The sequence below is a fragment of the Kineococcus aridisoli genome (genome assembly GCF_050871885.1).
In the GTDB taxonomy this organism is placed as follows: Bacteria; Actinomycetota; Actinomycetes; order Actinomycetales; family Kineococcaceae; genus Kineococcus.
Genome location: NZ_JBJLSF010000042.1, coordinates 13,128 through 38,306, shown reverse-complemented (window position 1 = coordinate 38,306; position 25,179 = coordinate 13,128). Strand labels below are relative to the sequence as shown.

At 68.1% G+C, this 25,179-nt stretch carries 23 protein-coding genes; 17 read left to right on the top strand and 6 right to left on the bottom strand.

Annotated elements, in window-relative coordinates; translation table 11 throughout:
- The first annotated feature begins 333 nt into the window (after window positions 1-333).
- The 7 genes from ACRYM2_RS12995 to ACRYM2_RS12965 all read left to right on the top strand — a co-directional run bounded on the left by ACRYM2_RS12995 (window position 334) and on the right by ACRYM2_RS12965 (window position 8,042).
- Complete coding sequence (locus ACRYM2_RS12995) at window positions 334-1,413, top strand: Swt1 family HEPN domain-containing protein (RefSeq protein WP_432522807.1); 1,080 nt, start codon at window positions 334-336, stop codon at window positions 1,411-1,413.
- Window positions 1,414-1,548: 135 nt separating this feature from the next.
- A complete protein-coding gene (locus ACRYM2_RS12990; protein WP_432522806.1) occupies window positions 1,549-2,277 on the top strand; it encodes a hypothetical protein in 729 nt (242 codons plus the stop codon).
- Window positions 2,277-2,894, top strand: a complete 618-nt coding sequence (locus ACRYM2_RS12985) for an AAA family ATPase (RefSeq protein ID WP_432522805.1) — start codon at window positions 2,277-2,279, stop codon at window positions 2,892-2,894. The genes ACRYM2_RS12990 and ACRYM2_RS12985 overlap by 1 nt, the downstream gene beginning before the upstream one ends.
- A gap of 45 nt (window positions 2,895-2,939) precedes the next feature.
- A complete protein-coding gene (locus tag ACRYM2_RS12980; RefSeq protein ID WP_432522804.1) occupies window positions 2,940-4,385 on the top strand; it encodes a hypothetical protein in 1,446 nt (481 codons plus the stop codon).
- 96 nt (window positions 4,386-4,481) lie between these two features.
- Window positions 4,482-6,578 (top strand): hypothetical protein, encoded by a 2,097-nt coding sequence (locus ACRYM2_RS12975; RefSeq protein WP_432522803.1) that lies wholly within the window; start codon window positions 4,482-4,484, stop codon window positions 6,576-6,578.
- 104 nt (window positions 6,579-6,682) lie between these two features.
- Entirely contained in the window at window positions 6,683-7,222 is a 540-nt protein-coding gene (locus tag ACRYM2_RS12970) for a hypothetical protein (protein ID WP_432522802.1), read from the top strand.
- Window positions 7,186-8,042 (top strand): IS5 family transposase gene (locus ACRYM2_RS12965; protein WP_432522801.1). Its coding sequence is split into 2 segments (ribosomal slippage): window positions 7,186-7,567 and window positions 7,567-8,042, totalling 858 coding nucleotides; the frame shifts between segments, so codons are not numbered across the junction. The genes ACRYM2_RS12970 and ACRYM2_RS12965 overlap by 37 nt, the downstream gene beginning before the upstream one ends.
- Window positions 8,043-8,319: 277 nt before the next feature.
- Here the strand turns inward: ACRYM2_RS12965 and ACRYM2_RS12960 are convergent.
- Entirely contained in the window at window positions 8,320-8,958 is a 639-nt protein-coding gene (locus ACRYM2_RS12960; RefSeq protein ID WP_432522800.1) for a TetR/AcrR family transcriptional regulator, read from the bottom strand.
- Window positions 8,959-9,045: 87 nt separating this feature from the next.
- On the opposite strand from ACRYM2_RS12960, the gene ACRYM2_RS12955 reads away from it, so the two are divergent.
- The 6 genes from ACRYM2_RS12955 to ACRYM2_RS12930 all read left to right on the top strand — a co-directional run bounded on the left by ACRYM2_RS12955 (window position 9,046) and on the right by ACRYM2_RS12930 (window position 14,704).
- Window positions 9,046-9,723, top strand: coding sequence for a flavodoxin family protein (locus tag ACRYM2_RS12955; RefSeq protein ID WP_432522799.1), 678 nt, complete (start codon window positions 9,046-9,048; stop codon window positions 9,721-9,723).
- A gap of 26 nt (window positions 9,724-9,749) precedes the next feature.
- Window positions 9,750-10,757 carry a DMT family transporter gene (locus tag ACRYM2_RS12950; RefSeq protein ID WP_432522798.1) on the top strand — a complete coding sequence of 336 codons (1,008 nt, stop codon included), beginning with the start codon at window positions 9,750-9,752 and terminating at the stop codon, window positions 10,755-10,757.
- A 525-nt stretch (window positions 10,758-11,282) separates the two neighbouring features.
- Window positions 11,283-12,110, top strand: coding sequence for a PhzF family phenazine biosynthesis protein (locus tag ACRYM2_RS12945; RefSeq protein ID WP_432522797.1), 828 nt, complete (start codon window positions 11,283-11,285; stop codon window positions 12,108-12,110).
- Window positions 12,111-12,275: 165 nt separating this feature from the next.
- On the top strand, window positions 12,276-13,112 hold the full coding sequence (locus ACRYM2_RS12940; RefSeq protein WP_432522796.1) for a hypothetical protein: 837 nt from the start codon (window positions 12,276-12,278) through the stop codon (window positions 13,110-13,112).
- Window positions 13,113-13,485: 373 nt separating this feature from the next.
- Window positions 13,486-14,367 (top strand): GmrSD restriction endonuclease domain-containing protein, encoded by an 882-nt coding sequence (locus ACRYM2_RS12935; RefSeq protein ID WP_432522795.1) that lies wholly within the window; start codon window positions 13,486-13,488, stop codon window positions 14,365-14,367.
- Window positions 14,368-14,512: 145 nt separating this feature from the next.
- Entirely contained in the window at window positions 14,513-14,704 is a 192-nt protein-coding gene (locus ACRYM2_RS12930) for a hypothetical protein (RefSeq protein WP_432522794.1), read from the top strand.
- 139 nt (window positions 14,705-14,843) lie between these two features.
- Here the strand turns inward: ACRYM2_RS12930 and ACRYM2_RS12925 are convergent, their stop codons facing one another.
- From ACRYM2_RS12925 to ACRYM2_RS12915, 3 genes are all read right to left on the bottom strand, one after another.
- Window positions 14,844-16,490 carry a hypothetical protein gene (locus ACRYM2_RS12925; protein WP_432522793.1) on the bottom strand — a complete coding sequence of 549 codons (1,647 nt, stop codon included), beginning with the start codon at window positions 16,488-16,490 and terminating at the stop codon, window positions 14,844-14,846.
- The gene (locus tag ACRYM2_RS12920) at window positions 16,487-16,939 is read right to left on the bottom strand and encodes a hypothetical protein (RefSeq protein WP_432522792.1); all 453 of its coding nucleotides are present in this window, start codon (window positions 16,937-16,939) and stop codon (window positions 16,487-16,489) included. The genes ACRYM2_RS12925 and ACRYM2_RS12920 overlap by 4 nt, the downstream gene beginning before the upstream one ends.
- A 493-nt stretch (window positions 16,940-17,432) precedes the next feature.
- Complete coding sequence (locus ACRYM2_RS12915; protein ID WP_432522791.1) at window positions 17,433-18,044, bottom strand: PGRS-family protein; 612 nt, start codon at window positions 18,042-18,044, stop codon at window positions 17,433-17,435.
- Between the two features lie 100 nt (window positions 18,045-18,144).
- Between ACRYM2_RS12915 and ACRYM2_RS12910 the strand changes: the two genes are divergently transcribed.
- The gene (locus ACRYM2_RS12910) at window positions 18,145-18,585 is read left to right on the top strand and encodes a hypothetical protein (protein WP_432522790.1); all 441 of its coding nucleotides are present in this window, start codon (window positions 18,145-18,147) and stop codon (window positions 18,583-18,585) included.
- 823 nt (window positions 18,586-19,408) lie between these two features.
- Here the strand turns inward: ACRYM2_RS12910 and ACRYM2_RS12905 are convergent.
- Together ACRYM2_RS12905 and ACRYM2_RS12900 are read right to left on the bottom strand one after the other, a co-directional pair.
- Window positions 19,409-20,404 carry a Gfo/Idh/MocA family oxidoreductase gene (locus ACRYM2_RS12905; RefSeq protein WP_432522789.1) on the bottom strand — a complete coding sequence of 332 codons (996 nt, stop codon included), beginning with the start codon at window positions 20,402-20,404 and terminating at the stop codon, window positions 19,409-19,411.
- Between the two features lie 11 nt (window positions 20,405-20,415).
- Window positions 20,416-21,303: a sugar phosphate isomerase/epimerase family protein gene (locus ACRYM2_RS12900; RefSeq protein WP_432522788.1), complete on the bottom strand. Its 888-nt coding sequence runs from the start codon at window positions 21,301-21,303 to the stop codon at window positions 20,416-20,418.
- 101 nt (window positions 21,304-21,404) lie between these two features.
- Between ACRYM2_RS12900 and ACRYM2_RS12895 the strand changes: the two genes are divergently transcribed.
- From ACRYM2_RS12895 to ACRYM2_RS12885, 3 genes are all read left to right on the top strand, one after another.
- Complete coding sequence (locus ACRYM2_RS12895) at window positions 21,405-22,424, top strand: LacI family DNA-binding transcriptional regulator (RefSeq protein ID WP_432522787.1); 1,020 nt, start codon at window positions 21,405-21,407, stop codon at window positions 22,422-22,424.
- A gap of 52 nt (window positions 22,425-22,476) precedes the next feature.
- Entirely contained in the window at window positions 22,477-23,247 is a 771-nt protein-coding gene (locus ACRYM2_RS12890) for an SDR family NAD(P)-dependent oxidoreductase (protein ID WP_432522786.1), read from the top strand.
- Window positions 23,248-23,526: 279 nt separating this feature from the next.
- A complete protein-coding gene (locus ACRYM2_RS12885; RefSeq protein ID WP_432522785.1) occupies window positions 23,527-24,915 on the top strand; it encodes an ISL3 family transposase in 1,389 nt (462 codons plus the stop codon).
- The last annotated feature ends 264 nt before the right edge of the window (window positions 24,916-25,179 follow it).

Below are 25,179 nucleotides of genomic sequence, written 5' to 3'. Positions count from 1 at the left end.
GCTGGCGCGCCGCCTCGTGCCCTCGCGCTGGCGCGCGAGCTGTGCGCCATCGGGCCGCTGGCGCGGCCTGGAGTTTGTAAGTGGTTGCGATACACAGCGTCTCGCTCCGCTGACGCGGATCAAAACCCCACTACGCTAGAAAATTTCTAATCGCGGGAGCACTACCGTCGCGCTTCGCGCTCATACAAGAACAGAGCCGATGCGGGCCTGGCGGCCCATGTGGCTAAACATGCCACACCCGCGATCACCTGAAAGGACATGCGGCCTCAACGGGGCCGGCTACCTGCTGGAGGCAGCATCGTACCGATGGGACGGGTCTGCGATCCTCTACTCATGACCGATCGACCGATCCCGGTATCAGAGGACAACGAAGAACCAACCTGGTTCGAAAGTCTCCCAGGACAAGAGCAGTGGGCGATGGAAACCGCCAACCGGACGGCGGGCCTACCCAGTATGGTGCTCGCCCTATACGCCCGATGGTGGCAGCTAGAGACGTGGCTGCGTGAGCTTGCCTACGTCGAGCTACGGGCCAGGGACGGGATCGACTGGCTAGGCACCCTCGATCAGCGTGTGGTCAACCGGCAGTCCAGAGATAAGACGCGTCTCTACATGACGAGTCCGGACTGGGAAGACCCGATGGCCTACATGGATGTAGGCATCCTCTTCGACCTGGTCGAGAAGGAATGGGACATCATCGGTCCCTCGCTCATCGACAAGGACGCCTGGGTCGGTCGACGAGCTGAGCTACTGGCGATCCGCCACCGCATCGGGCACCTGCGCCGCCCTCACACAGATGACCTCAACCGGCTGGAGCAGACCCTCCGCGACCTCGAGAACGGCGCAAAGGAGGCCCTACGCTCCTACAACCGCCGACGGACCCCGCCGCCGGGAACAGACGACGGCGTTGCCCAGGCCTGGGTCGACAGGCATCACTCCGAGGCCCACCTGATTAGCCACGCCGAGCTCCAGTACGGTACCCAGTTCTACGTCCAGCACTCGCGCCGGCCGTGGGCTGAGGGTGGCGTCTTGAAGCCATCGGGTCAGCCGGGGTACTTCTGGCACGCCTTCTTCTACACGAGCAGGTGGATCGACCTATCCAAGTTCTGGCGGAGCGGCTACCTGGACAACGGGGCACGCAAGCTGGCCGTACACACTCTCTCGGACAACTTGCACGAGCTGACAGTTACCTTCGCCGCTGTCGACGACCCGAACCAGATCGCTGACGCCATCGGCGGGGTCTTCCATGCCTTCCTTGGCGCCGCGAGCACGATGCCCCCGCCGGGGTACGACCCGATGTCGTTCTTACCGACGAAGGGTCGCCGCCCTCCCACCGACCCACGAGTGCTGGTCGACACCGCGTGGAACATCGTCGACGACGACACCGAGCCAATCACCATCTTTGCTGCGCACTGACCCTTCCAGCTCGGCAGCCAGGGCGCGTCTTCTGTGATCGGAACCGCCGAAGTTGCCACCGACGAGTTGGCGCGCTCTGGTGGAGCACCTTTCCCCTCTGAGCGCCGCCTCATCGGTCGTACGGCAGGATGGCGCTTGCCCGCACGACCCGACGACGAGGCACAGGTGATCATGACGGCGGATGACGAGGCCGTAGAGACGCAGCCGGCGGCCACGAGCCGCATGCAAGACGCCGTCCGCCTGCTGCTGCTCATCGACGGAGCCGCCACCGACCTCGAGGACCCCCCGCCAGCGGCCGCACCGCCCGACGCCGTCGCCGTACTACGGACCCAGGTGCTGCTGCAGAAGCTGGACTTCTGGCTACGCAACCCGGACTACTTCGCCAACATGCTGCTGGACCGCTACGAGCAGCACGGCGATGAGGACCTGTTGAGCCACGCCGAGCGCATCCTCAGCTCCGAGGAGCCGGAGGTGCGCCGGTACCCGATGCTGCGCTACCGCTTCGGCGCGTACGAGTCGCTGGACGCCGCATTGTCGGTGCTCGCCTCTGTCGCGCTGGTCTACCGACGTCGAGAGGGCACCCCGGGCCACACACGCCAGCACAACTACTACCTGACCGAGCAAGGCCGCCGGGTGGCGCGCGAGATGGTCGTCGGCGTACCCGCCCTGAACTACTACGTCGAGCGCGTCGCCCTCCTTCTGAGCGTGACTGCCGGGCAGGGGGGCACCGAACTCAAGGACGAGCAGTACCTTCAAGCAGAGTACGCGCAGACCGAGTACAACGACCGCATCGCACCGATTGCCCACCGTGTCCGTCAGCGGTTGGCGACGCTGCAGCACAATCACGGCGCCGGAGGCCAGTGATGACTGAAGAGCACACCCGTCAGCCGCGGCCTTCCCTGGTCGACCGCGTCGCAGCGCGCTGTGGTGTTGGGCGTACCGCAGTCGAGCGGGTGCTCGAGGCGCACGCCGTACCCGCCTCCCACATCCCCGCCGCGCCCCGCTCACTGCGCATCCTGCGCCTGAGGGTGCAGGGCACGAAGACGACGGCCGTGGACGCAGGCATTTTCGACCGATCGTTCTCACTACCGGCCGGGGTGAGCATGATCGTTGGCCCGAACCTGCGCGGGAAGACGAGCCTGCTGGAGATCCTCACCCTCTGCCTGCGCGGGCAGCCGCGCGATCTGCAGTCCGATGTCGCCTCATGGCTGTCCGCCGTCGAGTGCGACCTCGAGCTCAACGGTCGGCCGGTAGGCCTGCGGCTGCAGCTGTCGGAAGGGACGATCACCACTGCCCAGGTGCTCGAAGCCGACGATGCAGCGGCGCTGGCCGCGGCCGGCGCACCGCGAGCTCGGGTGCTCGTGGAGGTCGCCTCCGGTGAGGAGTACGCCCGAGCCATCGACACCTTCATGCTCACCCGCCTCGGTCTGGAGCCGATCATGGCAGCGGACGGCCGCGGCGGAGTGCAGACCCACCGCTAGCCGGCTTACTTCGCCGCGCTGTACCCGCCTTCCGGCGGTGATCGCGTGCTCCTGGGCGAGACCACCATGGCAGGACTACCGGGGCGGCTGCTGTCCGTCTTCCTCGACCTGCCCGGCGCCGCTCTGTACACCCGGATCAAAGCCACCGCCGACGCCGCGCACACCCGCAGCCGCGCGGCCACTGAACGCAGCGTGAGCATTGCGCAAGCGACGGCTGTCGCGACCGCTGCCGCACGCCGCAGCCAGCTGGATGCCCTCGAGCAGGCCCAGGCCGCGCTGGCTGAGCTCGCACGCCACTCCTCGGCGCCTTCGGCCTCCGAGGCGGCGGCTGAGGTCGCCCGCCTAGCCAGCGCCCTCGCCGACGCTGAAGACGCCTGGGCTGGTACCAACCGTGACTACCGGCGGGCGCGCGCGGCTCGTCAAGCCGACGAGAAGGCCCTGAACGACCACCGTGAGTCCGCCCTGGCCTGGGCGCTGTTTCACGGTCTGGATCCCGCCACCTGCCCGCGCTGTGAGACTCCCGTGGCCGCTGAGCGCAAAGCACGTGAGGCTGAGCAGCACCAGTGCGCGGTGTGCACCGCCCCCTTGCCCCTCCTTGCAGCACCTGCCGTCGGCGCAGCCGAATCGGGCAGCGGGGTGGGGGGCGCGGTGGGCAATGGGGTCGATGGCGCTTCTGAGCTCCGTGCTGACGCGGATGGGCCTGATGAGGCTGGGGAGGCGTCGGACGAAGTCGAGGCCGAGCTGAACGCAGCGTGGCAGGCATCGAGCGCTGCCGAGCTCGCCGCCCGCAGCGCCTTGGAAGGCGCCGAAGCGGACACCGCCGGTCTCACGGCACAGCTGCAGGGTGCCGAGGAGACCCTGCGGCAGGCACGTGACGCCGTCGACACCCGCGAACGCGCCGCGCTCGAACTGAGCGTCGCGCGAGCAGAAGGCGCCTTGTCGGTGCTGCCGAGCGAAGACACTGCTGCAGGCTCACCGGTAGACGTCGACGCCGATGCTTTGGTGCTGGCGGCCCTCACCGAGGAATTAAAGCTCGACTTGAATGCGCAGGCACGTCGAGCCTTGGACGCGCTCGGAGCGGAGATCGTCATCCTGGCCCACGAGTTCGGCATCTCCTCCATCACCGATGTCCAGGTAGACCGGCGCGCTGCTCTGAAGATCACGAAGGGAGGCGCTAGCGCTTCCTCCTTCAGCGCCCAGTCCCCTGGAGAGCGGCTCCGGCTGCGGCTGGCGACCATCCTGGCGCTGCTGCGGGTGGGCCAGCGGCTGGGCATCGCCACCCACCCGGGGCTGTTGATGCTGGACAGTCTCAAGGCCGAGGAGGTGCAGGACAGCGACGCTCGCACAGTGTTGCGAGCCCTCACCCAGGCAGCCATGCAGACGCCGGGTCTGCAGATCATCACCACCTCCGCCGATGAGACCCTGCCCGTTGGTCACCTGGACCCGCAGGCCATCATCAAGCCGCTTGCAGGGGCATCGACGGTGTGGTGAGAGGCGTGGCCGGCGCCGCCTCGGGCAGCATGACCCGCAGCACCCATGCGGTAGCGACGAGCTCATGGACGACACCAAGGAGAAGGGGGGCAGCTCGTGGAGGATCCATTGCACGCCGCCCTTCTCCGTGCGGCCGAGCAACGAGTCGTCGTTGACCTGACCACGATGGGTGAGCCCGCGGACGCCGCTGACCTCGCTGCTGCTGTGGTGGCCATCGCCTCCGACCCACTGGCCCCGCTTGCCGCTCAGGCCCTCACTGCAGCGGTACAGAAGCATCCCGGCGAGCCGTGGAGCTCAGCGGCGGTGGGCTTCGCCGCCGGCTTGGGTGACCAGCGCAGCGTGCTGGCGCTGCAGGAAAGCATCGACGTGCTTCTGGGAGAGAAAGCGATCGCGCCTCTGGTCGGTGCTTCGCTGCACGGGGTGATGCTCACCGGGCTCGACGCCCTGATCCAGACGGCGCCGTCACTGGCCGCCGCGCGGCTGGAGGTGGCTGTGCGCACCGTCCTAGCCGAGCAGGCCACCCCCTTCCTCCTGCTTGATCGCCTTACCCGAGCGCCTGCTGCGCTGCCCGAGGAGTACCTCGCGGTGCTGCCTCGGCTGATTGGCATCGCCTTGGACACCTGGCAGGACAACGAGGCGCTGACCGTGCCCCTGGAGTCAGTGCTGCAGCAACTGCTGGACTCCCCCGTCGATGCCGATGCCGCCCACGAAATCGCGGTGCAGCAGATGCGGCGGGCGCTCAGCAGCGCCGATGGGGCGCAGGTCATCGCCGGGCTCGCTGAAGCTGTTGACCTCTTCAAGCGGGCGGAAGCTCTAGAGGAGGCCCGCGACGACGCCCGGGCTTACCGGGCAGCGTGCCAGGCCGTCGTTGCTTTCACCCGCCAGGAACGCACTGATCTGCAGCAGGCGGTGGAGTCTCTCACCGCCACGCTGTCCCGTCGCGACGCCTGGTACCTGGGGATGCACGAACCGGATTGGCGCGCTGGAACGCGGCGAGCCGAGACGGCGTGGTTGGCGCTGATCATGGACCTTCGCCAAGCCGCGGAGCACTTAGACGAGGAGTCCTGGCTGGACGCTTACGCCGCAGCGGGGCAGTTGGCTGCCGTCTACCAGGCCGAACGCGCCATCGATCCCGCCGCCGGGGTAGCGGCCGCGGTGCGGCCGGTGATCACCAACGCCTTATCCACCAATGCGACCCTGCTCCACCAGCTGCAACGCATGGTTGCGCAAGACCACGACAGGGAGGCGTCGCTGCTGCCCGCCGCCGTCGGTGCATTGCTGCACGCGGTCCAAACCATGCACGTTCCGCAGCCCGCGGCTGAGGGCCTGGCCGGCGACTTTCCCCGTACTGTACAGCCGGCATCCGAGGTGGCTGGTGATCAGGTTCGCCGCGATCAGATCATGGGCCGGATCCGGCGCGTGGCGCCTGCGCTGCTCGACCTGGGCGCCGACACCTGCATCGCCTTGAGCGCCTTGGACGACGATCAGCTTTCCGACGTGGCAGCGACCATGACCGCACTCATACCCAAACGAATGCCCGAGCATCTCACCTTGACGCGCATGCGCGAGCAAATCGTCGCGACGTTGGAGGTCAACCCGCGCTTCGCCGGGGAGACCAGGGCAGCGGTGACCGCCCTGCTGGAACGAACCCTGTCGTTCCTCCTGGATCGCTACGAACGCGGTGGTCCCATCGTCCCGAGCGCGAAAGACATCATCGCCCCCACCCCTGAGGGTGAGGACAAGCCGGTTGAGGCTGACCTGCAGTTTGAGTTCCACGTGTGGCTCGCCGCGCCGTGGGAGTTCGCTGGTCGCGTCCGCACCGAGGTCCGCGACATCGCCACCGGTCGCGCCGACGTGCTCGTGCGCTTCGGCGAAATCGAGCTGGTCACTGAAGTCAAACGGGAACTTACCAACGCCACCGCTGCGGATTTGGAACGGCGCTACCTCGGGCAAGCCGCCCAGTACTCCGGCGCCGGGGAACCGTTCAGTCAGCTGCTTGTGCTCGACCTGACTGATCACAGCGGCGGCGCGCAACCTCTGGAGGATCTCGCCTGGGCCAGGGAGCGACGCGTCACCCCTGACGCTTCTCCTCAGCATGTCATCGTCGCCCTCGTCATTGGCAACCGGCCCACGCCCCGGGCGATCAAGGCCGCACCCGCTCCTCGCCGACCCCGCAAGACCCGGGATGCGTAAGACCGCACAAGTACCGCCGTGGTAGCAGTCGCGCAATGAGAGGACGGGGAGAACGACTTGTGAACGAGTGGCCAAACCTCGATGAGGACAACCTACCCAAAGAGGTGTTCGCCTTCTACGGGTTGGCGATGTACCAGGCCCAAGTGCTGGAGCATGAGATCGTCAATCTGTTGACAGTGGTGCGCATGTCTCGACGCGACATCACAAGCGCTGACGATTTTGACGCCGCGATGAACAGCCGCTTTAAAGACCGCCTGAGCGAACTGGTGCGACGCGTCAAGCAGCACGTGAACGATGACGGCGTGTCAGCAGAATTGTCGAGGGCAGTTGAGGTGCGTAACGACCTCGCGCACAACTTCTGGCGCAGGAACGCCGACAATTTCATGACACGGCGCGGACAACTCGACATGATCCAAGACCTGCAGGAACGCACGAGCACCTTCATAGACCTCGACGCCGAACTCACTAAGGTGACTATGCGCTTCGGGGCGGACATGAACATCACCCCTGAGCGAGTGCAGCAACAACTCGAGACACTAAGAAGCCGTTGCAGAAGTCCCGCGGAGGCTCTGGCGTGTCGCGCTGAGCCAGGCGCAGCCTGGGCGACATGGCCATCGACGCCAGCACCCGACCGCGTCAGCTGATCAGCGATGAGCTGTGGGAGCTGCTCAAGCCACTGCTGCCTGCACCGCCACCGGCGCCTCGTGGGCGCACCGGGCGACCACGCCGCGATGACCGGGCAGTCCTCGAAGGCATCGTCTTTGTGCTGAGCACCGGCATCGGTTGGGCCAAGTCCCCCGCAGGCGGGAGGTACCCCCACCCCGCCGAGCTGGGCTACGGCTCGGGCTGGACCTGCTTGCGGCGGCTGCGCCAGTGGCAGCAGGCCGGCGTCTGGGAGGAGCTGCACGGCGCCGTGTTGGACCGCCTCGGTCAGCAAGTTTTGCTGGACTGGTCGCGTGCCTGCATCGACTCCGTCAGTGTCCGCGCGAAAAGGGGGGCGCGCTGACAGGCCCGAACCCCACGGACAGAGGCAAGCTGGGCACCAAGTACCACCTGCTGGTCACCGCCGATGGGCTGCCACTCAACGTGGTCCTGTCCGGCGCCAACCGTCACGACTCGATGCTGCTGGCGCCGCTGCTGGATGGGCAGCGAGCCGTCAAGGGCGTCGGTCGCGGCCGGCCCCGGCGCCGCCCGGTCAAGCTGCACGCGGACAAGGGCTACGACAACCGCCGGTGCCGCGCCTACCTGCGCCGGCGCGGCATCACCGCGCGCATCGCCCGGATCGGCATCGAGTCCAGCCAGCGCCTGGGCCGGCACCGCTGGGTGGTCGAGCGCACCATCGGCTGGCTGCTCAGCTACAAGCGCCTGGCGCTGCGCTACGACAGCAGCGCACGCACCATCACCGCACTGGCCCGTCTGGCCATCACGCTCATCTGCGCCCGGCGACTACCCACGACGAACTAATGCAATGGCTTCTTAGGGTGCCTGCAGCAACCGCGCCCGGGCAGGCTTGGCCTCACGGCAACTCCGTTGGCTGCTCCCGAATCTACCTGGAGCTCCGCATCCTGCTCGCGGCCGACGAGAGCCGGCCCTGGCGACTCTGTCGGCGCGGGTCAGGGTGAGCTGCCCACCCATAGATTTGAAGAGCCGCGTTACCAGGGCATTTGGGAACAGCGGCTCGTGTGCTCGGCCTTCTTCTCTTAGACGTCTTGTTGGGGCTGCGTGGTGGCGCTGAGCGAGGTCAGGAGGTGATCAGCGCGCCGGGAGTTGCGTCGGTCAGCGCGTCGGGTACGCCCAGGAGGGCACCTACTGCCGCGTGCAGGCCGGCGAGGACACTGGTGTTGTCGTGCAGACGGGCGAACAGCACCAAGCCCTCGATCTGGGCGACGACCGCGCGGGCGGTGACCTCTGACGCGAGGTGAGCAGGCACGTCGCCGGCGGCAACGGCATCCTGGAGGACCTCGAGGATCTGGGCGACCTGAGCGTCGAAGATGTCGGCCAGGCGGGCGCGCAGGTCGCCTTGTTCGGCGTCGAGCTGGAGGGTGATGTTGGCGAGGGTGCAGCCGCGCACCGTGCCGGTGGCGTACTTGGTCTCCTCCTGCGTGCGCACGTAGTAGTCGAGCAGTTCCCGCAGCCGCCTCAGCGGGGGCTCCTCGGCGTGGAGGATGCGCAGGCAGTCCGCTTCTTGGGCTGCCCAGTGGGCGTCGATCGCGGCGCAGGTGAGGGCCTGCTTGGACTCGAAGAAGTGGTAGAAGCTGCCTTTGCGGACGTCGGCGTGGGCGCAGATGTCGCTGACACCGACCGCGTGGTAGCTGCGAGCTGCGATCAAACCACGTGCTGCGTCGACGAGCCGTTGCTGTGCATCGCTAGTGCGTCCCATGCCCCCAAGATAGACGGTCGGTCAAGTATTGACGAGTAGTTGACCGACCGTCTAGCTTGCTCGGTACCCACTACCCGAGGAGAAGCCATGACGTCCGCTGTGCCCCCCACCGTGCCCACCCAGGCCACCCAGGCCACCTCCGTCGATGTCCGCTCGATCTCCGTCGTCGTCGCCTACCACAGCGGTTTCGGTCACACCGCCCGCCAGGCCGCCGCGGTGCGCGACGGAGCCGCGTCCGTTCCCGGCGTTGCCGCCGAGCTCCGTGACGTCGGTGTCCTCGACGACGACCTGTGGACCGCACTGGAGAGCGCAGACGCCATCGTCTTCGGCTCCCCCACCTACATGGGCAGTCCCTCGGCCGTCTTCCAAGCCTTCGCCGAGGCCAGCGGTGGTGTCTGGGCCCGGCAGGGCTGGAAGAACAAGGTCGCCGCCGGCTTCACCAACTCCGCAGGGATCAGCGGCGACAAGCTCAATACCCTCACATCCATGGCCGTCCTCGCCGCCCAGCACGGCATGCACTGGGTCAACCTCGCGCTGCCGCCCGGCTGGCTCTACCGCAGCAACGGCGACATCGACGACCTCAACCGCCTCGGCGGGTTCCTCGGGGCGATGGCGCAGTCGCCCTCTGACGCCGGGCCTGACACATCCCCCTCCACCGGTGACCTGCGCACCGCTCACCACCTCGGCCGGCGCGTCGCCGAGGTCACCGCGCAGCTCACCGGCAACCACCGGTCTGCGGACCTCGCGGGCACGGCCGCGCGATGACGGCAGTTCCGGCGCATCCCGACGCGGTGGTCGACACCGCGCCGGGGCCGGGGGCTTCCCGCACCGAGCGGACCGGCGCCGCCACCGGCGTCCTGGCCGCCCTCTTCTCCGTGATCGTCTGGGGCGCTATGTTCCGCGTCTCGGCCGGGATGCTCGACGCGATCGACCCCTTCCACCTGACCCTGATCCGCTACGGCACCGCGGCAGTGCCCTTCGCCGCCCTGCTGGTGTGGAGGGAAGGCTGGTCAGCGCTGCGTTTCGAGGGTCGGTTCGCCCGTCTCGTCCTCCTGGGCGGGGCGGGGTTTGCCGGTTTCAACTTCCTCGTCTACCTCGGCCTGCAGTCCTCCCGCCCGCAGAACGCCGCCATCATGATGGCGATTTTCCCCCTGCTGACGAGCGTCGTCGTCTGGTTCCGGTTCCGACACCGACCCTCCCGGGCCACCACCGTCGCGGGGCTGGCAGCCGTGGCCGGAGCCCTGCTGGTCATCACTCGCGGCGACCTGTCGAGCCTGGTCGACATCCTCGGCCGGGGCGATGTGCTCATCCTCGCCGGAGTCCTCTGCTGGGTCGTCTACACCATGGGACCTGCCGACCTGCCCGACCTCTCGCCGCTGCGCTACACCACCCTCGCGGTCTTGGCGGGCCTGCTCCCCGTCGCCGCCGGCACTGCTGCCGCCACCTGGGCGGGTCTGGCCACCACGCCGGGCGGCGGCGAGCTGCGTGCGCATTGGGCGCAACTGCTCTACATGGTTCTGCTGGCCGCCGTCCTCGCCACCAGGTCGTGGTCGTCGGCGAGCAGGACCCTCGGCCCGCAGAACACCGCGCTGTTCATGAACCTGGTTCCTGTCGTCGCCTTCACCGTCGAGATCGCCCTGGGCTACCGGCCGGGCCCCCTGGAGATCGGTGGTGGACTCCTCGTCCTGAGTGCACTGCTGATTCACAACCTGCACGGGCGCCGCCAACCCAATCCGCAGGTCACCATGGAGCAGGGACATCCCCCCCGACGAAATCCTTCTCCGCGGTCGCGACCGTGAACCGTACCGTGCTCTACCTGCATCGCGTCCGCCTGTTGGAACACCCCTACCGGTACTTTCGCCACCGGTACCGTCGGCCCACGCCTTCGCACCCACGCCACGTACTGGAGTAGCCCTTCACGCACTCATCTGCTCAGGCGCAGGTAAACACGTCACCTCCAGGCGGTATGCAGGCCGCGGTAGCGGACCGTCTCGGCCGCCACTGCCAGGCGCAGCAAGTCCACCACCAGCCATCCGCGGTGATCCCAACAGGCAGCTAACCTTGTCGACGACGCCCCCGTGACAGCACGGTCCCACAGACCCGCCGAGGAGCGGACGATCTACCGGATCTGATGATCTGCCCGAGGTCGTAAACCACCACATCAGGCGATGTGCCCAGCGACAGCAGCGACGACGAGACGGGTATCTGGGTCACCAGCACGATGCCGCCCGTGCATGCCGACGACGAGCGTGCTCGTGTATCGGCGAGCAGGTGACGTGCGCCCCACAAGAATCAACGAACTCATCGTGGAAGGATGTTTCATCATGCCGGGCCCAGCCATTTTCAGGTACAGCGCCTTCACCACCTCGGCCCCGGGCTCGGGCAACCCCGCCGGGGTCGTCCTCGACGCCGAGGGACTGCCGGAGGCGGAGATGCTGCGGATCGCCTCCGACCTCGGCTTCAGCGAGACGGCCTTCCTCACCTCGATCACCCCGGGCTCGGCGACCATCCGCTACTTCACCCCCCGCGCCGAGATCGCCTTCTGCGGGCACGCCACGATCGCCTCCGGCGTCGCCCTCGCCCGGCGCGGGGCCGGTCCCGTCGTCGAGCTCAGCACCGCCGCCGGGACGGTCCCCGTCGAGGTCACCCCCGAGCGCGCCACCCTCACCGCCGTCGAGACCACCGTCCACCCCCTGGACGGTGCGCTGCTCGACGAGCTCCTCGACGGGCTGCGGCTCACGCACGAGGACCTGGACCCGGACCTCCCGCCGGCGTTCGTGCGCGGCGGGAACCCGCACCCGGTCGTATGCGTCCGCGCGTCCGTCCTGCCCCGCCTCGACCACGACGCCGACGCGATCCTCGCCCTCCAGGACCGCGAGGGCTGGGACGGGACCGTCCCGGTGGTCCACCGGGTCAGCGCCACGCGCTTCGCCAGCCGCAACCCCTTCCCGCGCGGGGGCATCCGGGAGGACCCCGCCACCGGTTCCGCCGCCGCCGGGCTGGGGTCCTACCTGCGCGCCGGCGGGCACCTCACAACGCCGGCCGACCTCGTCGTCGACCAGGGGGCGGAGACCGGCCGGCCGTCGCTGATCCGGGTCTCCGTGCCGCGCGAGGGGCGCGTCCGCGTCAGCGGCACGGCGGTCGAGGGGTGATCCCCGCGGAACGCGGCACTCCGGCGCCGAGAAGACCGGTCCAGAACTCTTCCGCCTCTTTCAACCTTGTACTAGGGCTTTGTCAGTAGCATCCGTCGCTACTGACAAAGGCTCACTGTCATAGACGCAATTGCCGAGCGAGGTGCGCACTGGTTCCTCCTCTGCATGGCTGCGATCTTGACTCTCTGCGTCCTGTTCTGGATCGCCTGCGGTGCGCACGCGCTCGCCTGCCGCATCACGTACCGGCGCGCTCACGAGCGAGCGGCAGTAGCGGACCCCGCCTCGTACCGCGTGCCGGTCGGTGAACGGCTTCAGCTGCGCAAACGCCTGCGGTCCTCCACCGACTGCGGACGCATCGCCAGGCTGGACAGGAGATTGCTGCGCTGGCGCACACCCGCGAGCCTGCTGATGCTCAACCAGCTCGACGACCTCTGTCGACGCAGCGAGCCGGGCCACCTCGGCGCCCTCCGAAACGATGACAACCAGGTGCTGCTGGGTTTGGAGGTTCAAGAGCGCGGCCTTGCGCGTGCCCACAGGGCACGCAAGCGCAGCCGCGCAGGGATCCGTCAGTCGACACCGGCGCCGGTGATGACGGTGCCTACCCTGGGTGCTCCCAGGGGCATTCCGGGATTGCTCAGGGAGGAAGCCGGCTGGATCGAGCGAACCTTCAACGAGCTCGCCGCGGCGTGGGCGGCGGACAAGATCGCCTTGGACGGTCGTCAGCTCGGTGAGCTCGAGGGAGTGCACCGCGCCGTCGACGAGGTGTGGACCGCCATCACTGAACTGCCGGCCGACCTGCGCGAGCAGCCCAGCGCCACGGGAACCAGCCCGATGCAGGATGCTGTCGCCGCCCAGAACGACCTGGCTCGCAAGCTGCAGCAGATCCGTCATGAGGCATGGACAGCAAGCGGCTTGCGTCTGGACACGCTGCGCCGCTACAGCAACGCCTTGACGTCGGCCAGTGAACTCAATCTCAGCGAGGCTCCGGATGCCCGCCTCTAGGAGAGAGGTGCCGCGCCGACACCGCTGGCCGGCCCTGTCTGCCGTCGCGCGCCGGTGGCCAGCTGATGCCCGGTGGCGTAGGGGCGACACCAAGTTCCCCCTGGTGAAGGCGGCCACCTGCAAGAGTGGGTGGATGACCTGGCCGAGCACACGCCGCTACCGAGTCGCCGTGACCGCCGGTGCCGCGGTGCTGGCAGTGCTTGCCGGGTGCACACCGAGCACCCCGACCAGCTCCTCCGCCGCGAGCGCCGGCACCTCCTCCACGGCCAGCGCCACCTCGCCGTCCAGCACCCTGCCGGGCACACCCACCCCCGAGCTTTCCGCTGCCTCGAGCGAGCCGCCCGCGAGCGCCGCCCCCGTAGCCGATGGGCAGGTGGACGGGCCGGGGCGGAGCGCCCTCGCTGTCCTGGGCACCCTGGAGGTCAAGGGCCGGGCACCCAAGACCGGCTACAGCCGCGAGCAGTTCGGCGACGGCTGGGTCGACACCGACCACAACGGCTGCGACTCCCGCAACGACGTCCTCGCCCGCGACCTCACCGGCGAGAGCTTCAAGCCCGGCACCCGCGAGTGCGTCGTCGCCTCCGGCACCCTGGCCGACCCCTACAGCGGGAAGACGATCACCTTCACCCGGGGTGAGGACACCTCCTCCGCGGTGCAGATCGACCACGTCGTAGCCCTCTCCGACGCCTGGCAGAAGGGCGCCCAGCAGTGGGACGAGGCCAAGCGAGTCGCCTTCGCCAACGACGACCTGGAGCTGCTGGCCGTCGACGGGCCCCTGAACGGACAGAAGGGCGACGGGGACGCGGCCACCTGGCTGCCGCCCAACCGCGGCTACCGCTGCACCTACGTCGCCCGGCAGGTGGCGCTGAAGGCCACCTGGGGGCTGTGGGTCACCGCCGCCGAGCGCGACGCCATCGCCGGCGTCCTGAGCACGTGCCCGGACCAGCTCGTCCCCGTCCCTGTCCCTGTCACCGCGGCGGGCACGGCACCTGGCGCCACGGCCAACGCTGCGATGCCCACGAACGCGGCACCCGCGAGCACGGCCCCGTCGGCCGCAGCACCCGCTGCGCCGCCGGCCGCCCCGTCTGCCGCCCCGCCGGCCTCGAGTGAGCTGTCCGCCCCGGCGCCGGACAGCGGTGTCGTGTACGCCAACTGCGACGCGGTGCGTGCTGCCGGCGCCGCACCGGTCCGCGCCGGTCAGCCCGGCTACAGCCGCAAGCTGGATCGCGACGGAGACGGCGTCGGCTGCGAGTGAGCCCCCGCTCCCCCACCCGGTACTCAGCCGCTGGCACCGTCGCGTGTCGATGACGAGCCGCTACCCGCGGCGACCAGCTGCGCATGCTCAGGAAGCGGTGGCTCCACCGAGCGAGGAGTCCGGGAGCGGGCGCTAGCGTCGGCTCGTGGCACTTCCTCCCCTGCGGCTGACGTGCACCCTGCACGAGGACGAGCTGGTGCTGCGCATGCTCAACGGCGCCGAGCACAGCCGCCTGCCCGTCGACGACGGCATGGACGCCGCAGAGGCGCTGGAGCTGCTGGAGGCCGGAGCGGTGCCCGTCCGGCTGCTCTGGCCTGTTGACCGTACTAAAAGATGACATTGAGATTCTCTGAAACACGACGAGTATCACCCCGCGCCGGATTCAGATGCTTGCCCAGTGCGAGGCGGAAGTGACTAAGCAAAGTCTCTTGCGACAATATGACGCAACAACTTTTGAATCTATGGACGGCGACGAGTTACAGAAGCGTTCGCACTGACGTTCCATCATCTCCCTTACGGAGCGTGACGCCACGGAAGCCATAGGGCGCCAGTCGTTCATTGATAGCGTGAGCCGCTTCCACTAGGTCAAGCTCCGGACTTTCCACAAGGTGCGCCTCCTCGAGGCGGGCCATAACCCCATCGATCGCGCTGAGCAGTGCAAAGGCGTAAGTGAGGTCACTCCCCAGAACCCCTCCAAAGCCATGAGGGTTGTTGATGATGCTGTCGTGTGGGACTGTTTTACCGGCCCATGCGAAAGCGAGGGGTTTGTATGCGGCGAGTCGACCACCGCGCACAGCGTTACGGACATCAGAATATCTAGCATCGAAGCTCGCGCCTATTTTTTCACTCAAGCGGCCAACGATGTCGTTAACACCACTTCTGCTGGTGTCAAACTGACGCAGCCATCTGGCCATATAAGGGCTGCGTTTGTCCTTGACGTCAGCGTGAATGACTTTGCCGCTGACGCATAGGACCACAGCGGAATTTCGAGTAGCTGTGTCGTCGACAATGTCGAGGGTACCCGCCCCGCCTTCGCCAGTATAGGCACTGCCGGTGGGCACGATTGCGACGGGCGTACCCCGAAAGGATGCGACTAGGCGATCGCCTCCGATACGTATTCGGGTGATGTCAACCGGCAAAGACATGAGGTGGAGGAGGGAGCGGCGGCCAAGAATTGCAAGGTCTTCATCAGGCGCATTGCGAATTGCTGTCTGCAGTTGGTCATGAATCCCGACGTAGGGGCTCTCCCGCTCTGGTCGTGGCGTCAATTCGAAGCCAGCAACGGCATTGAGGTCAACCTTGTTGACGTAGTAAGCCTCCTCGAACTCCGCAACTTCCGCGCTCCAGTTGCGTTTCGCTCCGAGGTTACGCAGTCTCGTGAAACAATAACGGAAGAGGTCGACACTCGGGTTCTCACCCATATTCAGCAGTAATGAAACAAGCCCGTAGTCGGCGAAAAAATGCTTCGTCAAAAAGAATGCGGCAAGGTCTGTGTCACGTAGTAGCGGCGTCTCTGCGGATGCGTACCGTCGCCATGTTTTTACATAAGAGTATCCAAGCAGGTAGCCGTCCAGGTCCTTAAATGGGATGGACAAAACGTTCGCGCGCCGCAAAATACTCTCGCGGGACATGCGACTATCGGATAGGACACTAGAAAGGTGAGTCTCCCAGTGCACCTCTGGACTTTTCTCACGCCGATTAGTTGTTGCATGAATAAGAACGGCATGATGAGCTGGCGACTGGAGTCGTCCAAGTCCGGGCATTGTGTCGAACTCGGCGAACAGGGCAAGGCCCTCAAGAAGGGGACGGTAGGTTTCAAGAACGGTACGTATAGCAAGAACTAGGGTGACGGCTTTTTCGCAATTCTGCTCATCGCGACTATCGATGAGTTTGCTGGCTTGAATTTCAAGCAAAGCAAGCGCCAATCCAACGGGTGTCTGTAGCGCCGCATGATGGGAGGTTTCGTGCAGAAGCGCCGGGATTGCGCCGATGGGGACGTTCCCGAAGATTGCGTCGGCTGGCTCAACATAGGCGTCTAGTGGGTGAACATAGGTTGCGTTGGTGAGGACATCAGTCCAACTGCGACCCGACCCGCCGATATCGAACAGGCAACCGTCGCTCACGCGCCGCCGTCCGTATTTCCGTTTTCAGTGCTCTGCTCATCATTCTCGATGGCCGGCATCGGGGGCCGCGGAAGGCGCGTCAACGCAGTGAGGCTGTTAACGACATCAGCCGGCGGCGACAGAGATTCTCGGCGGTCGATGTCGTACTGCTCGGAGATGGTCGTGCCGTCGGCGTAGGTTGCAGTGACGGTGTAGGTGACTCGTTCGCGGCGGCGTGGCTTCAGGAGGAACGCGGCGACGGCGCTGATGACCATTGGGCTCAGCGAAAGGACTACGTGCAGTGCTCCGGGATCGCCGAGGCGGCCATCGCCTTCAGCTGGCTCACTGGACATCGCCTCCGCGAGGTCGCGTCCGAGAGCTTCGTGGAGGAGCAGGATGTCGAAGGCGTCAACCGGGCCGATCTTCAACGTAGTCGCTGCCTCATGCGACCCTGCCTCGTTCATACTCATGCAACGACCCTAGCGATTGAGTCCCTGGCCCGGGCACTGCAAGGACAGATGTGGAGCTGGCCGGTTGTCGGCTCGTGTAGTCCCGTGGCCGCAGGACGTGCCTGCTCATCGACATGACCCCGGCCTCAAACCGCACTGGCCTAATACGGAGAAGGTCGCACGAGGCGCTCGCCCGCTACGGCTACGTGCGCACCTTGCCATGGCGGTACGGCCCCAGCGCCGACGTCACCAACGCCTGAGCCGCCGCAGCCCCGGCCGGCGCTGACCGCTACAGGGGCGTGTGAAGCTGAGCGGGTGATGTGGGAGCTCGCGCACCGGACAGCCACCGCCGACGAAGCGACGAAGGTGGTCATCGACGCAGACACCAGCGCCGCTGCCATCGAGCAGCTGCGGGCGCAGATCCCCGCCGACCACGTGATCCTCTACATCCGCCTCACCGACCGGCAGGCCCCCGCCACCGTCTGAGCGCGTCCCTGACGCTCACCCGGGCACCTCACGCTCCGAAGGCCGCCGCGTACACCTGGTCGACGTTGGGCGGCAGCTGACCACTGACGCGCAGCAGGACGTTGCCGCGCACATGGTGGTACTCACTGCCGAGCAGGGTGTTGCCCTTCTGCAGAGCGGCGATGTAGTCCGCGCGGGCTTGAGCATCGGCCGGGGTGGGCCACACCTCCAGGACGGCACCGCGGTCGATGCCTCCGGTGCCGTCGGGGTCGCTGGCGCGGGAGTCGGTGAGGCTCGCTGCGGCGGTGTAGCCGTTGGGCCGGCCCAGCAGGTCGTTGGGGTCGGTCGTCTCGTCGTAGATCAGCGCATCGGTGATCTCGGGGACGCCGGTGCGCATCTGCTGGACGAGGTCAGGCAGCTCGGTGGCGGCGACAGGGTCGCTGCTGCCGCCGTCGCTGGCCGGGCTGCTGGCGCTGCTGGTCGGGCTGCTGGCGCTGCTGGAGGCCGATGACGGGCTCGCTGATCCACTCGACGAGGTGGTCGCTGAAGGGCTGGTCGACGAAGCTGAACCCGCTTCGTCACCGGACCCGCCGCAGCCGGCGAGCAGCGCCGCCGCCCCGATGGCGCCGGCCAGACGAAGAAGGGTCGATGCAGGCTTCACCCGGGCAGCATGCCCGCCCTGTCGTGGGAGTCGGTGGGCGGGCTGGACCGCGCGGGTGGTCCCGGTCAAGGCCCGATCCGTACGGGCCGAGACGGCAGTCATGCGGTTCGAGGACGCGGGCAAGGCCGCGGTGCGCGGGGGGACGGGTGGAGCGGGACCGCACCACGGCCTGCCCGCGATGAGCAGCGACCTGCACGAGGCACCGCTGGAGGGGGTGCGGCTGCTGCCCACCGACCCCCGCGACATGGTCCCCTCCGCGGTGCGCTGGGCCCGGGCGGTCATCGCCACGATCCGCACCATTCCGCGCGCGCAGCTGCCCTCCCCCTCGCGCACCTCGCTGCAGGCGGTGGTGTGGGTGCTGGCCGCGGCCGCCGACTACGAGAACCGCATCCCGGCCGATCACACCGCGGCCATGCTCGCCCGGGAGGCCGGTGTCGGGGACCGGGTCTGGCAGAAGCGGACCGCGTGGCTGCGTGAGCGGGGCTGGCTCATCCACGGCCCTGGTGGGCAGAGCGACGGCTGGCAGCTGAGCACGCCATGACCCAGGCCCATACCGAGCTGCAGCCCTTCACGCAGTCCCAGCCGTCTGTGCCGGGCTACCGGCCGCACCGGTCGCAGGCCCAGCGTCACGAGCACACTGCCGCGGTCGCGACCCGGCGCACCGCCCCATGGACGCCACTCGAGGACGAGGAGCTGGCCGCGTGCGTCAGCGCCGATGACCTGAAGGGGCTCTTCGGATTTGCGGGTGGTGAGGACATGCTGAGCTCCTGGCGAGGGATCAGACCCGCAGCACGACCATCCGCTCGCATAACTGCCCAGTGACGGTCCGGTCCCCACGCAAGAATCGGCTCAGGAGGCCCGCGGCCAGCTGATCAGTCAGGGCCAGCTCGAGCAGCTCCTGCACGCCCGGGTCGTCGAGGTGGTTGTCGTGGCCCCCGATGTGCAGGCTGGTGATGACCCACCATCGCGGTCGCGTCGTCGACCAGGCCGCCTTCCGGTCAGCAGTCGTGGAGTAGGACGTCGAAGCCGTCGCACCAAAGACCGGCGGATGGTCGGATGGACTACGTGCACGCTGCACTGCCCGGACCTGAACGCCGGGTCAGCGGGGGGGACGCCCCGCCGACGGTAGGGGCGTCCAGATCGGCGCCTGCTGTCAGGTAGTGGACGGCGCGGACTCACCTGACCAGCATTGCGTCCGCCCCCACCGATCCTGGCCGCATGGACAGCAGCTGCTGGCCGCGGGGTCGTAGGCCCTCGCTCTGGGGCCGACACTGGTGCAGCTGACAGTCCGGACCGCGACACACCCAAGACTTTTCGGCGCGATACTGCAGTTGAAGTGACGACCGGAGCGCGTTGCCCCGCAATCAGGGGTAGGTGATGATTTCCTGCCGACGTGACGTCAGTGCGCGGCTCGCCGCCTCAGCGATGGCCTGAGCGCGGATGCCGTCGTCCAGGGTGACGGGCGGCTCCACTTTCCTTTCCAGGGCGTCGACGAAGGCGGACAGGGTGGCGGCGTAGGTGGGGTGGACCCGTTCGAACCAGCCCTCGTGCAACCCGTCGTCGAGGACGCCGGCGCTGCCGTAGCGGGTGACGTTCCCGCGGCGCTGGCGCTGGGACTCCACCAGCCCGGTCGACCCCATGACCTCGATGCGTTCGTCGTAGCCGTAGCCGGTGCGCCGGACGCTGTCGATCTGGACGAGGGCGCCACTGGGCAGGGTCAACGTGGCCACCGAGGTGTCGACGTCACCGAACTGCGCGATGGCCGGGTCCACCAGCGCCGATCCCATGACCGAGACCGCGACCGGGTCCTGCCTGCTGATCCACCGGGCGAGGTCGAAGAAGTGCACCGTCTGGTCCCGCAGCTGACCGCCCGAGGAGCGCAGGTACTCCACCGGCGGAAGGCTCGGGCCGCGGGAGGTGAGCTGGAGAAGTTCGACGTCGCCGACGCCGCCGGAGGCGACGACGCGACGCAGTTCGGCGTGGTCCCGGTCGTAGCGCCGGTTGAAGTCGACCATCGCCGGCACCCCGGACGCCCGGACGTGGTCGGCCACGGCGACGGCCTCGGCCAGGTCGGGGGCGATCGGCTTCTCGCACAGGACGGCGAGTCCGGCGTCGGCCGCGGACCGCAGGTGCCGGGCGTGGGTGTCGGTGGAGGAGGCGACGAAGACGGCGTCCAGGTGGGAGGCGTCGAAGACCTCCGACGCGTCCAGGACCCGCGTCCCGTACCGGGCGGCCAGCGCGCCGGCGCGGGAGGCGTCGACGTCGTGCACGCCGACGAACTCGACGTCCGGGTGCGCTGCGAGGGAGGCGGCGTGGACCGCGCCGATGAAACCGGCGCCGATGAGGGCGAAGCGTTGCACGGTGAGGTCCTTCAGCTGACGAGGATGGCGGTGAGGTCCCGCATGATGCGGGCGACGACGGCGGGGTCGTGCTCGTTGGCGCGGTCGGAGAACATCTCGGTGACCCACCAGCCGTCGTACCCGGTCGCCTTGACGGCGTCCACCCACTGCTGCAACGGGATCGAGCCGCCACCGATGACGACGTTGCGGTGGCGGGACTGGTCGGGGACGTCGTGGGCGCGGTCGAGGTCCAAGCCGTCGGACAGGTGGACGGCCTTGATGAGTTCCTTCGGCAGGGTGCGGACCTCCTCCAGGGTGTCCCCGGTGGTCCAGAAGTGCCACGTGTCCAGGGCGATGCCGACGTTGGTGCGGCCGGCTTCCTCGATGAGGGCCAGGGCGTGGCGGCAGCGGTTCAGCCGGGCCCAGGCCAGGGGTTCGAGGTAGAGGTCCAGGCCGTACCAGCCGGCGACGTCGGCGGCGGCGCGCACGTTGGCGGCGGTCACGCGGATGGCGTCCGCCTCGTCCAGGCCGAGGGTCGCGCGGTAGCGGCCGTCGTCCGCGGCGAGCCGCCCGGCCGTGAAGTCCTTGACGACGTTCCAGTCCACTGGTCCGGTGCACAGCTGCACGATGGGCGCGCCTACCGCCACGGCCACCTTGCACATGCGGTCCACCTCGGTCAGGTACTCCTCGCGGGCTGGGCCCTGGCGCTCGATGTCTAGCACTGCTCCCAACCCGGTGACTTCCAGGCCGGCGAGCAGTTCGGGCAGGGTGCGGACGTCGTAGCCGGCGTCGAGGTAGCGGTAGAGCTTGGGGCTCTGCAGTTCAATGCCGGTGTACCCAGCCTCCTTGGCCAGGCGGATGTCCTGGACGACGTTGCCGTAGAACGTGGTGGTCACGTTCATCGAGATCTTCGGTGCCACGGTGCTCCTGTGCGTCGGTGCTGCGCCGGTCTCCCGGTCGGGGTCCAACCGGACGAGTTGGACAATTCTGGACCGGTCCATCCTAGGCTAGGGTGGTCACCATGTCGACCGTCCGAACGCCCACGATCCGCGACGTGGCCACCAGGGCCGGCGTCTCGAAGTCGCTGGTGTCCCTGGTGCTGCGGGGCGATCCCGGGGTCAGCCCGGCCCGTCGGGAGGCCGTCGACCGCGCGATCGAGGAGTTGGGTTACCAGCCCAACCGCGTGGCGCAGGTGCTGGGGGCGCGGCGCTCCGGCACGGTCGGGGTGCTCTTGAACGACTTGCGCAACCCCTGGTTCGTGGATCTGCTGGCCGGCGCGACAGCCACCTTGGACACGGTCGGCCTGGCACCGGTGCTGGTGGACTCCGCGACCACTCGACGGGTCGGCGTGTCGCCGGTCGATCAGCTCCTGAGGCAGCAGGTCGACGGCATCGTCGTGGTCGGGACCACCGACGACGGCGAAGCGTTGCGCCGGGCTGCGACGGTGGTACCGATCGTGCTGGCCGGGACGTACGAACCCGCCGACCTCGGTGTGGACGTCAGCGTGGACATCGTCGTCAACGACGACGTCGAGGGGGCGGCCGCCGCGACGAGGCACTGCATCGACCTCGGACACACCGCCATCACGCACCTCCAAGGCCCCGGACGGGTGGGGGAGTTGCGCGTCCAGGGGTACCGGGAGGCGATGTCCACGGCCGGGTTGGAACCCACCGTGGTCCCCGGCGGGATGAGTGAGGAGAGCGGCTACGCCGCGGCGCGCCGGGTGCTGACGGGAACCGGTCGGCCGACCGCGATCGTCGCCTACAACGACCTGGCCGCCATCGGTGCCCTGTCGGCAGCGCACGACCTCTCCCTGGTCGTCCCCGAGCAGGTGTCCATCGTGGGGTACGACAACACGTACCTGGCGATGATCCGGCACCTGTCACTGACCAGCGTCGAGAACGGCACCCTGGCCATCGGCGTCCAGGCGGCCCGGTTCCTGGCTGAGCGCATCGACGGCAAGGGGCGCGCCCCGCGAGTCCACCAGGTCCCGGCGTCATTGGTCGTGCGGCGCACGACCAGCAGCCCCCCGGAGACGTGACCACGACCGGTCCCCCCAACGAAACTCAAACCTCACTCGAAGGAGCAGTCCCATGCCTCTCGCCCTCGTCACCGGTGCCTCCGCCGGCATCGGTTTCCAGCTCGCCCGACAGCTCGCCGAGCGCGGGTACGACCTCGTGGCCGTCGGCGCGAGCGGACGCATCGCCGACCTCGGGGACCGCATCGACGGTGTCGAGGTCATCCCCGTCCAAGCCGACCTGTCCACTGCGCAAGGCGTCGACCGGGTCTGGGCCGCCGTCGAGGCCACCGGCCGCCTACTGGACGTCGCATGCCTCAACGCCGGCCGCAGCCTCGGCGGAGCGTTCCTCGACACCGACCTCGACGACGAACTGGCGATGCTCGCGCTGAACGTCACGGGCCAGGTACGACTGGCCAAGCACGTTGTCCGGCACATGGCTCCCCGGCGAGCTGGGCACCTCCTGGTCACCACGTCGTGCTCGGCGCTGACCCCAACCCCGTACGAATCGATCTACGGACCCACCCGCAGCTTCATGCTGAGCTTCGCCGAAGGTCTGCGCGAGGAGATGAAGGAGCACGGCGTCGTCGTCACGGCGTTGCTGCCGGGGGCGACGGCTACCGACTTCCACCAGACCGCAGGCATGGGCGCGACGAAGTTCGGCTCCAACGACTGGAAGAACGACCCGGCCTTGGTGGCCCGACAGGGACTGGACGCCCTCTTCGCCGACCAGGACCACGTCATCGGCGGTGACCAGGCCACCCGGGAGGACGCCGCCCTGAACCGGACGCTGAGCGACCCGGTGAAGGCTGCAAAATTTGCGGAGGCGAGCCGCCCGCAGGCCTGAGCGACTGGCGGATCCCTGACCGGACATGGGCGCCACGGCGGTGGTGCCGACTCAGCATGTCCGGACGGTCGTCGGTTTCCTAGTCCGGGGAATGCCCGACCTGCCAAACGTCCCAGGCAAGGAGCCGGCCGGACACTACGCCGGTTGGGCGCTCTCCGGTAGGAGCGCGACAGCGTGGCTTTGATTACGAGCAGTAGGTCGGTGCGCCGCGCACGGTCAGAACGATTGTGCCCGTCACGATCGGCTGCGATCACCGGCGGACCAACGAACGGCTGTACCTTGCGCCCTCCCTACAAGCCGCCCGGTCACGAGGGCAGCGCCGGCCCATGCGCCCTGGCCGACGAGCTGCTGGGTTTAGAGGACCTGCACCTGCTCTCGGTCGAACGTCTTCAGCCCGATACTCAGCACTCGCGGGGTCTGCTGCGCCTGACCGTCCAGACCCACCCACCCGAGGTCGTCGCCTGTCGGACCTGTGGGGTGCTCGCCGCCGACCAAGGACGGCGTGAGCACCGCCTGGCCGACGCGCCCTGCTTCGGTACCCCAGTGCAGCTGATCTGGCGCAAGCGGCGCTGGCGCTGTCGCGAACCGCGCTGCCCCACCGGCGTCTGGTCCGAGGAGCACCCCGCGCTGCCGACGCGGGCCAAGCTCACCACCCGGGCCGTCGCGTGGGCCATCCAGACGCTGCGCTGGGGCGACTCCACCGTCTCGGCCCTGGCCCGCCAGCTCGGGGTGGACTGGCACACCCTCATGAACGCCATCCGCGCCCACGCCGCAGACCACCTCGATGACGAACCCACCCGGACGGCGCGGTTGGCCGGCGTCGACACCCTCGGCGTCGATGAGCACATCTGGCGGCCCTCCGCCCGCCACCGCGACCGGGCGGTCACCTCCATCGTCGACCTCACCCGCGACGAGCACGGCCAGGTCCACGCCCGTCTGCTCGACGTCACCCTCGGACGCTCTGGGCCGGTCTACGCCACCTGGATCCGTCAGCAGACCCGCGAGTTCGTTGACGGCATCACCCACGCCTCACTGGATCCGTTCCGCGGGTACGCCAACGCCATCCGCACCGAACTGCCCGAAGACACTGTGACGGTGCTAGACGCCTTCCACGTCGTCAGGCTCGCCTCCACCGCGATGGACGAAGTTCGTCGCCGCGTCCAGCAGGACACCCTCGGCCGGCGCGGACACCGCAACGACCCGCTCTACCGCATCCGCCGACTGCTGACCACGGCCCGCGAAAACCTCACCGACCGCGGCTGGGCCCGCCTCGAGGCGGCGCTGCAGGCCGGGGACCCCGGCCTGGAGGTCACCGTCGCCTGGTACGCCTACCAGGACCTGCGCTCGATGTTCCACGCCCCGACCCCGTCCGCGGGCCGGGTCATCGCGCAGCGGGTGCTCGATTCGTTCCACCGCTGCCCGATCCCGGAGATCGCCCGGCTGGGGCGGACGCTGCGGTCCTGGCGAGCCGAAGTGCTGGCCTACTTCGACGACAACCCGCAACGGTACGGGATCAGCAACGGCGGGACCGAGGCCATCAACCTGCTCATCGAGAAAACTCGCCGCCTGGCCCACGGGTTCCGCAACTTCAGCAACTACCGCATCCGCATCCTGCTGGCCGCCGATGGAACCCGTCCCTGGCGCCGACGCCGGCATGGGTCAGGGTGAGCTGCCCACCCGTAGATCCGAAGAGCCATGAAAGGGCACGCGCGCAGGTTTGCTCGAGCCGGGATGAGCCCCGCCTCTCCCTCCACACTCCCCCGCTCTGGGGCTCGGTGATCACCCTGAGCCCCAGCGGCCCACCTCTCGATTCACTAACGTCCTTTTGCGTACGTCGGAAGTCGTTTCGGCCCTACCGCTACTGTGTAATCACCACCCGCATGGAGCAGCGGGAGCACCATAAGCAGCAGTGGCGGCACGGGTATTTTGATT

What these genes read in the sequence shown, in the direction of transcription:
- ACRYM2_RS12995 (WP_432522807.1), top strand. Translation starts at nt 334, where the DNA reads ATGACCGATCGACCGATCCCGGTATCAGAGGACAACGAAGAACCAACC.
- ACRYM2_RS12985 (WP_432522805.1), top strand. Translation starts at nt 2,277, where the DNA reads ATGACTGAAGAGCACACCCGTCAGCCGCGGCCTTCCCTGGTCGACCGC.
- ACRYM2_RS12960 (WP_432522800.1), bottom strand. Translation starts at nt 8,958, where the DNA reads ATGGGACGCACTAGCGATGCACAGCAACGGCTCGTCGACGCAGCACGT.
- ACRYM2_RS12955 (WP_432522799.1), top strand. Translation starts at nt 9,046, where the DNA reads ATGACGTCCGCTGTGCCCCCCACCGTGCCCACCCAGGCCACCCAGGCC.
- ACRYM2_RS12945 (WP_432522797.1), top strand. Translation starts at nt 11,283, where the DNA reads ATGCCGGGCCCAGCCATTTTCAGGTACAGCGCCTTCACCACCTCGGCC.
- ACRYM2_RS12940 (WP_432522796.1), top strand. Translation starts at nt 12,276, where the DNA reads ATGGCTGCGATCTTGACTCTCTGCGTCCTGTTCTGGATCGCCTGCGGT.
- ACRYM2_RS12920 (WP_432522792.1), bottom strand. Translation starts at nt 16,939, where the DNA reads ATGAGTATGAACGAGGCAGGGTCGCATGAGGCAGCGACTACGTTGAAG.
- ACRYM2_RS12910 (WP_432522790.1), top strand. Translation starts at nt 18,145, where the DNA reads ATGCGGTTCGAGGACGCGGGCAAGGCCGCGGTGCGCGGGGGGACGGGT.
- ACRYM2_RS12895 (WP_432522787.1), top strand. Translation starts at nt 21,405, where the DNA reads ATGTCGACCGTCCGAACGCCCACGATCCGCGACGTGGCCACCAGGGCC.
- ACRYM2_RS12890 (WP_432522786.1), top strand. Translation starts at nt 22,477, where the DNA reads ATGCCTCTCGCCCTCGTCACCGGTGCCTCCGCCGGCATCGGTTTCCAG.